The organism is Megasphaera vaginalis (ex Srinivasan et al. 2021) (assembly GCF_000478965.1).
GTDB classification, from domain to species: Bacteria; Bacillota; Negativicutes; order Veillonellales; family Megasphaeraceae; genus Megasphaera; species Megasphaera vaginalis.
The window spans coordinates 23,934-33,389 of record NZ_AWXA01000032.1 but is presented as its reverse complement, the minus strand read 5'-3'; the positions used below and the strand labels follow the sequence as shown (position 1 = coordinate 33,389).

Here is a 9,456-nt window from a genome sequence, read left to right as displayed (position 1 = left end):
CGTTATTATGTTATGATAGGAAGGAAGTCAGGAGGTGTGTGCTGGTGAAAAATCATGATCTGCGCGGGTACTTGTGTGCCGGCGGCGGCGCCGTCATTTGGGGCCTTTCCGGCGTCGTAGGACAGTATCTGTTGGTCCATTATGATGTTACGGCATATTGGATCACGAGTGTGCGCATGGCCGGTGCCGGTGTTGTGCTCCTGGCCCTGGCCGGCCGGCAGCTGCTGTCGCTGCGAAGTGCGGTGACTGAAGAACACCGCCTGCTGTTGCATTTGATCGGCTACGGAATTTTCGGGTTAATGCTCAGTCAGTTGGCTTTTTATTCGTGCATCCAATTTTCCAATGCCGGCACGGCGACGATCCTGCAAACGTTAAGCGTCGTCATGATGGCCGTCATCGTTTGCTTTACTGCCGGACGCCGTCCTTACGGCAGAGAGTCCCTTTCCATCCTGTTAGCTCTCGTCGGAGTCTTTCTGATATCGACACACGGGGACTGGCGGCAAGTCGTCTTATCGCCGTTGGCCCTGACGTGGGGACTGCTGGCCGCTGTCGGCTGTGTCTGTTATTCTTTTCTGGCTATTTCCCTGGTCAGGCGCTGGGGCAGCATCGTTGTTAACGCATTGGGAATGCTTATTGGCGGTCTGGCCTTGGCCGCCGTCATTCAGCCGTGGCGCTCATTGCCGTCTTTTGACGGGGCGGCATGGGGGCTTTTTGCCGCTATCATCCTGATCGGCACGGTACTGACGTATATTCTTTTTTTGCGTGGCGTCGGTGATATCGGTCCCATCAAGGCGACGCTTTTGGGGACACTTGAACCCCTTTCGTCAGCCCTCTGTTCGGCGATTTTTCTGGGGACCGTCTTTCAGCCTGCCGAACTGGTCGGGTTTGTCTGTATTATACTGACTGTGTTTTTAGTTATGGCACAGAAGCGTGTCACCGGATAGGAGCGTAGAGAATGACGGAACGGGAACGGATGGAAGCGGGAAAATTGTATGTTCCGCAAGGCGAAGAACTGCGTCGGCTTTACGACAGAGCCAAAAAGCTGACGGGAGTGATCAATAATCCCCTGGAACACGATGAAGAGCGGCGTAAGGCGAATTTTCGGGAACTCTTCGGAGCTATTGGCGAGCGTTTTTGGATCGCGCCGCCTTTTTATTGCGATTACGGGTATACGATTCATATCGGCGACGGTTTTGCTGCCAATTACGGCTGCGTCATCATTGATGTCGCTGCAGTGACTATCGGGAACAATGTCCTGCTGGGACCGCAGGTCGGGATTTATACGGCAGGGCATCCGCTCGCGGCTGCCGTACGGCGACGCGGTCTGGAGTTCGGCAGGCCGGTCGTCATTGGCGATGATGTTTGGATCGGCGGTCACAGCACGGTCAATCCGGGCGTTACGATCGGCAGCAATGTTGTCATCGGATCGGGCTCGGTCGTTACCAGGGACATCCCCGATCAGGTTGTCGCTGCCGGCAATTCCTGCCGTGTTCTGCGCCCGTTGACGGCGGCGGACGAGGCGTATTGGCAGCAACTGGCTGACCGGTACGGAGCGGACGGATAAAAGTGAGAAAGGCGTCCAAGTATGGCGGTGTCCCGGCTTTTATGTATTTGCCGACAGACAGTAAAGTTTTTCTTGACTTTAGTGACAGATATCTTTAAAATATAACGAGAATAGGAAGCAGTCCCGAGAGGCTGTTCGATTCGATCTTTACATGCTTGTACCTTTAATGTAGTCCAGTGAGGCTAAAAAGGGACATATTTTGTCGTGTCTGTTAATATGACCTTTGCCCAGGGCGAAGGTCTTTTTTTGTACAAAGGAGGATTTCCATGAGTCTGTTGCAAGGCAAGAGTCTGTTGGGATTGCAGGGTGCAACGCGAGAAGAAATCGAACTGATCTTGCGCGCCGCCGCCAGGATGAAAGCTGTCGTGAACAGCGGAAATAAGAAGTTGCCCCTCCTGCGGGGGAAGTCGGTCGTCAATATGTTTTTTGAACCGAGCACGCGGACGAGCGGATCCTTTGAAATGGCAGCCAACTATCTCGATGCCAGCGTGGTAAATTTTATGCCGCGCGGCAGTTCGCTGGTCAAAGGCGAAAGCTTTCGCGACACCTTGCTGACCGTTACGGCTATGGGCGTCGACGCTATCGTCATGCGTCACAAGCAGGAAGGCTCGCCACTTTTTGCGCATCAGTGCGTGGATCCTGTTATCATTAACGCCGGTGACGGCGCCCACGAGCATCCGACGCAGGCACTGCTGGATCTCTATACGATACAAGAAGTGAAAGGGCGCATTGACGGCTTGAAAGTCGTCATCGTCGGCGATATCGATCACAGCCGCGTGGCTCGTTCCAACGTTTACGGCTTGAAGACGATGGGCGCCGATGTTCACCTTGTCGGCCCGCGCACGTTGTTGCAGCCGGAACTGGCCGCGGCTCTCGGCGTCACCTTTCATTATGATCTGGACGAAGCCCTTGAAGGTGCTGATGTTATCAACATTCTGCGGATTCAGAAAGAGCGGCAAGGCGCCGGCTTTTTCCCCAGCGATGGCGAGTATTACAGTCAATTCGGCATTAATGCGGTACGGCTGCAAACAGCGAAAAAAGACGTTCTCATTCTGCACCCGGGACCGATGAATCGCGGTTTGGAAATTGGTACGGACATTTGTTACGGCAGCCATTCGTCCATTCAGGAACAGGTCAAGAACGGCTTGTGCGTACGCATGGCGGTACTTTATTTAACGATTATAGGAGGAGACGAAAATGGCATTACTCGTTAAGAACGGCAGAGTGATCAATCCGGCGTTACAGACGGACGATATTTGCGATATCTTGATCGACGACGGCAAATTCCAAGCTGTCGGCAAACATCTTCAGGCTGACGGCGCCGTTGTTTTCGATGCATCCGGACTCGTTGTGGCGCCGGGCTTTATCGATATGCATGTTCATTTACGTCAACCTGGACAGTCCGGTAAAGAAACGATCGCCAGCGGTACGCAGGCGGCTGCCGCCGGCGGCATTACACGAGTTGTCACAATGCCGAATACGGATCCCGTTATTGACAAGGCGATTATCGTTGAAGGCTTGAAATACAAGGCGGAACGAGAAGGCGTCGTGAAAGTGGACGTCATCGGAGCGCTCTCGAAAAATCAGGAAGGAAAAGAACTGTCGGCAATGGGGGCTATGGCCGATGCCGGCGCCGTCGCTTTTTCCGACGACGGGCATTATGTGGAAAGCGCCGATTTCATGCGTAAGGCTATGGAATATGCCGATATGCTCCACAAGCTTGTCATTGACCATTGCGAAGACGGCAGCCTTGTTGCCGGCGGCTATATGCATGAAGGCGCCGTCTCCAACGAGCTTGGCCTGAAAGGGCGTCCGGCTGTGGCTGAAGACATTTCCGTCGCCCGTGACATTCTTTTGGCGGAAGCGACGCATGCTGCCGTCCATATTGCGCACATCAGCACGAAGAACGCCATCGATATGGTGCGTCGGGCCAAGGCGAAAGGGATCCGTGTCACGGCGGAAGCAACGCCGCAGCATATGATTCTTACCGATGAAGCGCTGCGCGGCTTTGATCCGCGTTTCAAGGTCAACCCGCCGTTGCGGTCGGAAGAACATCGTGCCGCTGTCGTTGCCGGATTGCTCGACGGCACGATCGATGCCATTGTTACCGATCATGCGCCGCATACGTGGGAAGAAAAGGACCGTTCGCTGAATTTGGCGCCGAGCGGTTTTGTCGGTTTGGAAACGAGCGTTGGCACGGTGCTGACCTATCTGTACCATACGGGCAGTGTCGATTTGACGACTATCGTCCGCGCCATGTCGACGGCACAAGCCGAGATTCTGGGTCTTGACGCCGGCGTCATTGCCGTCGGCAAAGCCGCCGACTTGACCATCCTTGATCTGCATAAAGAATGGGTTGTCGATTCGGGGACATTTTATTCGAAAGGCAAATCGACGCCTTTCGACGACATGATTTTGAAGGGGAAGGCTGTCGCAACGATTGTTGACGGTGAAATTGTCATGAAGGACGGGGAGGTATTGCGATGAAGGGAAGACTCATCTTAGAAAATGGACAGCAATTTTGCGGCGATATGCTGACTGCTGCCGCAACGGTCGGCGAAGTCGTTTTCAATACGGGCATGACGGGGTATCAGGAAACGTTTACGGATCCGTCTTATGCCGGGCAGATCATCACCTTGACGTATCCGCTTATCGGTAATTACGGCCTCTTTCATGAGATTGAACAGGCTGACAGACCGTATGCGGCCGGGTTTATCGTCAGTGAGCTTTGCGATGCGCCGAGCAATTGGCAGAATGAAGGTCCCCTGGCGACCTTTATTATGACCCATCATATTACCTGTCTCTACCATGTCGATACGCGGGCCATTACCCGAGCAATCCGCAGCCATGGCGTCATGAAGGGCGTTATCGTACCTGATACGATGACGGAAGAAGCGGTAAAGGAGCTGTTTGATACGCCGCTGGAAACGCAGCTTATCGCGCGAGTTTCGACGAAGCAGGTCAAACAGCGGGGGAATGGGCAGTATCACGTCGCCGTCATGGACTACGGTGCCAAAGATAATATTTTGCGTGATCTCATTAGAAATGATTGCCGCATTACCGTTTTTCCCCATGATACGAAAGCGGAAGACGTTTTAGCCGTCCGGCCTGACGGTATTTTCCTTTCCAACGGCCCCGGCGATCCGGCAGATGTGCCGCAGTGCTATGAGGAAGTAAAAAAAATGATCGGCAAAAAGCCGATTTTCGGTATTTGCATGGGGCTTCAACTTTTGGGGCTGGCTCTCGGCGGCCAGGCGAAAAAGCTGGCTTTCGGCCATCGCGGGTCCAATCATCCCGTTAAAGATGTGCAGACGGGACGAGTCTATATTACGTCCCAGAACCACGGTTATGTCATTGACGAAACGACGTTGCCGGAAGGCGTTACCGTGACGCATCGCAGCCTTCACGACAATACCCTGGAGGGCTTTGTGTATCCGGAAAAACGGATCATGTGCGTCCAATATCATCCGGAAGCATCGCCGGGACCGACTGATAACTTGTATCTGTTTGGACAATTTATCCAGATGATGGAGGGAAACTAAGATGGCAGCTGAATTAAAGAAGGTTCTCGTAATCGGATCGGGGCCGATTATTATCGGTCAGGCCGCTGAATTTGACTATGCCGGCACACAGGCCTGCCGTTCGCTGAAAGAAGAAGGATTGGAAGTCGTCCTGATCAACAGTAATCCGGCGACGATCATGACTGACGAAGATATTGCCGACCGTGTCTATGTAGAGCCGATTTCCCTGGACTATGTTACGGAGGTCATTGAAAAGGAACGGCCAGATGGCCTTCTGGCAACGCTCGGCGGACAGGTCGGCTTGAATATGGCCGTTCAACTGTCCACTGCCGGCGTGCTGGAAAAATATAATGTCCGCCTTTTGGGGACCGATCTGAGCGCGATTCAGGAAGCGGAAGACCGGGAACTGTTCAAAAAAGCGATGAACGACATTCATCAGCCCGTGCCGGAAAGCGATATTTTTGAAGACGTGACTGCGGCTATCGACTTTGCCGACAAGATCGGTTATCCGATTATCGTGCGGCCCGCGTATACCTTGGGCGGCACCGGCGGCGGCATCGCTCATGACGAAGAGGAACTGTTCATGATCGCCACGCGGGGGATCAAGCTCAGCCCGATTAATCAGATCCTCGTTGAACGGTCCGTAGCAGGTTGGAAGGAAATCGAATATGAAGTCATGCGTGACAAGGCGGATAACTGCATTATCGTCTGCAATATGGAAAATATCGATCCCGTCGGCGTGCATACCGGTGATTCCATCGTCGTGGCACCGAGTCAGACGCTGAATGATTTGCAGTATCAGATGCTGCGGACGGCGTCGCTCGACATTATTCGCCGCCTGAAGATTGAAGGCGGCTGCAACGTGCAGTATGCCTTGGATCCGAATAGCAATCAGTACTATGTTATTGAAGTAAACCCCCGAGTCAGCCGTTCATCGGCGCTTGCGTCCAAGGCTACGGGCTATCCCATTGCCAAGGTGGCCGCCAAGGTCGCGACAGGCAAAACGTTGGATGAAATCATGAATGCCGTTACGGGTAAGACGACGGCTTGTTTCGAACCGGCCTTGGATTACTGTGTCGTCAAATTTCCGCGTTGGCCCTTTGAAAAGTTCGCCCTTGCCGATCGCACGTTAGGAACGCAGATGAAGGCGACCGGTGAAGTCATGGCCCTAGACCGGACCTTCGAAGGAGCGCTGCTCAAGGCCGTCCGTTCGCTGGAAATCGGGGTCAATTACGTATCGCTGAAAAAGCTTGAAAGCAAATCGCTCATCGATATTGTGGAACTGCTGCAAAAGCAGGATGACGAGCGGATCTTTGTCGTGATTCAGGCGCTCCGCCTCGGCATTAGCGCTGAAAAAATTCATTTTATCACAGGGTATGACTTATGGTTCCTGCGCAAATTGATGAATATCGTTTCCTTGGAAGAACGGCTGAAAAAAGAAGGGTTGACGACGGAAGCCGTCGCCTTGGCAAAGAAATACAGTATGCCTGATGCCGTTATTGGCGCCTTTACCGGCAAGACGGAAGAAGAAGTGCGGGAGTTCCGCGTCGGCAGAGAGATTTGCCCGACCTTCAAGATGGTCGATACTTGCGCTGCCGAATTCGAAGCGGCGACGCCGTACTATTACTCGTGTTACGCCGGAGAAGATGAGGTCAAGCCTCTCGGTAAGAAGAGCGTCATCGTTATCGGTTCCGGCCCGATCCGTATCGGACAGGGCATTGAATTCGATTATTGCTCCGTTCACTCCGCCTGGGCCTTGCGCAACGCCGGCATGAACAGCATCATCGTCAATAATAATCCGGAAACGGTCAGTACCGATTTCGATACGTCGGACAGCTTGTATTTTGAACCGCTTACGGTAGAAGACGTCATGGCTGTTGTCGACAAGGAAAAGCCCGTCGGTGTTATTTGCCAATTCGGCGGTCAGACGGCGATCAATCTGGCGGCTCCGCTGGCGGCGCGGGGCGTTACCGTTCTCGGGACTTCCGTCGATGGGATGGATCGGGCCGAAGACCGGGAACGGTTCGATGAACTCTTGGCGAAATTGAATATTCCCAGGCCGGCGGGACGCATCGCTACGAGTGATACGGAAGCCATGTCGGTTGCAAAGGAACTGGAGTTTCCGCTTATCGTCCGCCCGTCGTACGTTCTCGGCGGCAGAGCCATGGAAATCGTCTATACGGAAGCTGAATTGGAACGCTATCTTCGCGAAGCCGTCATCGCTTCGCCGGATCATCCGATCCTGATTGATGAATATATGGTTGGCCGTGAAGTGGAAGTTGACGCCATTTCGGATGGAAAAGACGTCTTCATTCCCGGTATCATGGAACAAGTCGAACGGGCCGGCGTTCATTCCGGCGATTCTATCGCCGTTTATCCGCCGCAGCATCTTTCTGCGGCTACAATCGACAAGATTGTCGATTATACGACGCGCATTACGCTGGAATTGGGTGTGAAAGGAAGCGTCAATATTCAGTTCGTCGTGGCCAAAGGGAAGTTGTATATTATTGAAGTCAATCCGCGTTCGAGCCGTACTGTGCCGTTCCTCAGCAAGGTTACTCACGTGCCGATGGTTGAACTGGCGACGCGCATTGCTTTAGGCGAAACGCTGCAGTCCATGGGGATCGCCGGCGGCCTTTTGCCGCCGCGCGGTCACGTTGCGGCGAAAGCTCCGGTATTCTCCTTCAGCAAAATCGGCTTGGCTGAAATCGCTTTGGGGCCTGAAATGAAGTCGACAGGGGAAGTCATGGGGATCGGCAAGACCTATTCCGAAGCGTTGTACAAAGCCGTCAGCGGCGCTAAGATGAGAATTCCCGCAGGCGGTACGATTCTGGTGACCGTTGCCGACAGGGACAAGGAAGAAGCGTTGGCATTGGCCAAGGGATTCCGGGATCTGGGTTATCATATCATTGCCACGGAAGGGACGGGAAAGTATTTTAACGATAACGCCTTTACTGTGGACGTCGTTCGCAAGATTCATGAATCGGGACAGAATATTGCCAGCTTAATCCGTAACGGCAAGATTGATCTCGTCGTCAACACTTTGACGGCAGGTAAGCATCCTGAACGCGACGGCTTCAATCTGCGCCGTATTGCTGTTGAACTGGCGGTTCCGTGCCTGACGTCGCTCGATACGGCCAGAGAAGTTCTGCGCGTCTTTGCCAATAAGGGAAAAGGCGACGGTTATCACCGGGTTGCGGCATTGCAGGACTACGATCTGGATGAATAATTTAACAGAGTATGGTCTGGAGAACTCTTCACGGCAGCGTGGGGAGTTCTCGCCGTATGTACGATAATGAAACGGGTTAGTAACGGGTCTTGAAAAAAGGTTTGACAAAAATAAAAAATGCAACTATAATGAATAAAAATTCAATATTAGCTAAAGGTAAAGCATGTATACTACAAGCGTGGAAGGAGCCGATAATGAAAACAAAGGTGTTTATCAACGGACATGAAGGGACGACGGGACTGCGGATTCACGATCGCCTGAAAAGCAGAGACGATATCGAATTGATTTCCATTGACGATGAACTGCGAAAGGATCCGAAGGCGGTTAAGGACTGTTTGGCTGCTGCCGACATCGCGTTTCTTTGCTTGCCTGACGGGGCGGCAAGGGAAGCGGCCGTATTGGCGGAGGATCTCTCGGTGCGCCTTATCGATACGTCGACGGCGCATCGGACGGCGGCGGGATGGATCTACGGGTTTCCCGAATTGTCGGCAACGCAGCGTGCGGCTATTGCCGCCGGCAAGCGCATCGCCAATCCCGGATGTCACGCCAGCGGCGTTATTGCCGCTGTGCAGCCGTTGATAGCAGCCGGTGTTATGGCCGCCGACTATCCTGTAACCGCCTATTCCCTTACCGGTTACAGCGGCGGCGGCAGAAAAATGATAGAACAATACGAAGGGCCTGACAGAACGGCGGCATTTTCGGCGCCGCGCCAGTATGGGCTCAATCAGATGCATAAACATTTACCGGAGATGAAAAAATTTTCCGGTCTCCAGTATGAACCTGCATTTACACCCGTCGTTGCCGATTATTACAGCGGCATGGAAGTAACGGTGCCGATTTTTACGAGACTGCTGCAAAAAAAGGTCGGCTGCCGGGATATTTGGCAGTTGTATAGCGAACATTACGGCAACAGTCCGTTTATCCGTGTCGCCGCTGTCGATGATGCCAAGAGACTTGTCGGCGCCAATGCGTTGGCGGGATACGATGATATGGAGATACTGATCAGCGGTAATGATGAACGAATCGTTATCACGACGTTATTTGATAATTTAGGAAAAGGGGCGTCCGGCGCCGCTATCGAAAATATGAACTATATGATCGGAGCCGAGGCGACAACGGGGTTGAAGCTACATCGTTGAAGA

The 9,456-nt window shown here is 53.2% G+C and carries 7 protein-coding genes; all 7 read left to right on the top strand.

Annotated features, from left to right (window positions below; all coding sequences use genetic code 11):
• Positions 1-44: 44 nt before the first annotated feature.
• On the top strand, positions 45-944 hold the full coding sequence (locus HMPREF1250_RS05540; protein WP_023053647.1) for a DMT family transporter: 900 nt from the start codon (positions 45-47) through the stop codon (positions 942-944).
• Between the two features lie 11 nt (positions 945-955).
• Positions 956-1,564 carry a sugar O-acetyltransferase gene (locus HMPREF1250_RS05535; RefSeq protein ID WP_023053657.1) on the top strand — a complete coding sequence of 203 codons (609 nt, stop codon included), beginning with the start codon at positions 956-958 and terminating at the stop codon, positions 1,562-1,564.
• A gap of 266 nt (positions 1,565-1,830) precedes the next feature.
• On the top strand, positions 1,831-2,778 hold the full coding sequence (locus tag HMPREF1250_RS05530) for an aspartate carbamoyltransferase catalytic subunit (protein ID WP_023053636.1): 948 nt from the start codon (positions 1,831-1,833) through the stop codon (positions 2,776-2,778).
• Complete coding sequence (locus HMPREF1250_RS05525) at positions 2,762-4,051, top strand: dihydroorotase (RefSeq protein ID WP_023053637.1); 1,290 nt, start codon at positions 2,762-2,764, stop codon at positions 4,049-4,051. The genes HMPREF1250_RS05530 and HMPREF1250_RS05525 overlap by 17 nt, the downstream gene beginning before the upstream one ends.
• On the top strand, positions 4,048-5,106 hold the full coding sequence (locus HMPREF1250_RS05520; protein ID WP_023053653.1) for a carbamoyl phosphate synthase small subunit: 1,059 nt from the start codon (positions 4,048-4,050) through the stop codon (positions 5,104-5,106). Before HMPREF1250_RS05525 ends, HMPREF1250_RS05520 begins: the two co-directional genes overlap by 4 nt.
• Position 5,107: 1 nt before the next feature.
• Positions 5,108-8,314, top strand: coding sequence for a carbamoyl-phosphate synthase large subunit (gene carB, locus HMPREF1250_RS05515; protein ID WP_023053638.1), 3,207 nt, complete (start codon positions 5,108-5,110; stop codon positions 8,312-8,314).
• 194 nt (positions 8,315-8,508) lie between these two features.
• Positions 8,509-9,453 carry an N-acetyl-gamma-glutamyl-phosphate reductase gene (argC, locus tag HMPREF1250_RS05510; RefSeq protein WP_023053650.1) on the top strand — a complete coding sequence of 315 codons (945 nt, stop codon included), beginning with the start codon at positions 8,509-8,511 and terminating at the stop codon, positions 9,451-9,453.
• Positions 9,454-9,456 lie beyond the last annotated feature (3 nt).